Source organism: Idiomarina aminovorans, from assembly GCF_023155095.1.
GTDB lineage: Bacteria > Pseudomonadota > Gammaproteobacteria > Enterobacterales > Alteromonadaceae > Idiomarina > Idiomarina aminovorans.
In genome coordinates this window covers 1-386 of the sequence record NZ_JAKNDA010000022.1, presented here as the reverse complement: position 1 = coordinate 386, position 386 = coordinate 1, and the positions used below count along the sequence as shown (strand labels likewise).

Below are 386 nucleotides of genomic sequence, written 5' to 3'. Positions count from 1 at the left end.
CTAAAATACGCCCCACGTTCGAGGCAGGCAACGAAGCCGCCAAAAACAGACGTTTTCTAAAAATCTTTTTTCAAAAAAAGTATTGACGGAAAACACACGGTGTGTAGAATACGCACCTCTCGCAGCCTAGCTGCTGAGAACGCTCTTTAACAATACTATCAAGCCAAGCAAACTGTGTGGGCACTTGCAGAAGTAAGCAAACAAGAAATATTGTATTGCAACTTTTGAATGAGTGTTCAGCAAGCTTCAGAAATGGAGCGAGCAAAAACGCGTAATTCATTGAGTTGATTAAACTACTTTTAATTGAAGAGTTTGATCATGGCTCAGATTGAACGCTGGCGGCAGGCCTAACACATGCAAGTCGAGCGGTAACAGAGAGAAGCTTG

1 rRNA gene is annotated in these 386 nt (G+C 42.7%); it reads left to right on the top strand.

Annotation, left to right across the window (positions count from 1 at the left end):
• Positions 1 to 300: 300 nt before the first annotated feature.
• Positions 301 to 386: ribosomal RNA gene (locus L8G48_RS13340) — 16S ribosomal RNA — on the top strand; the annotation flags it as partial.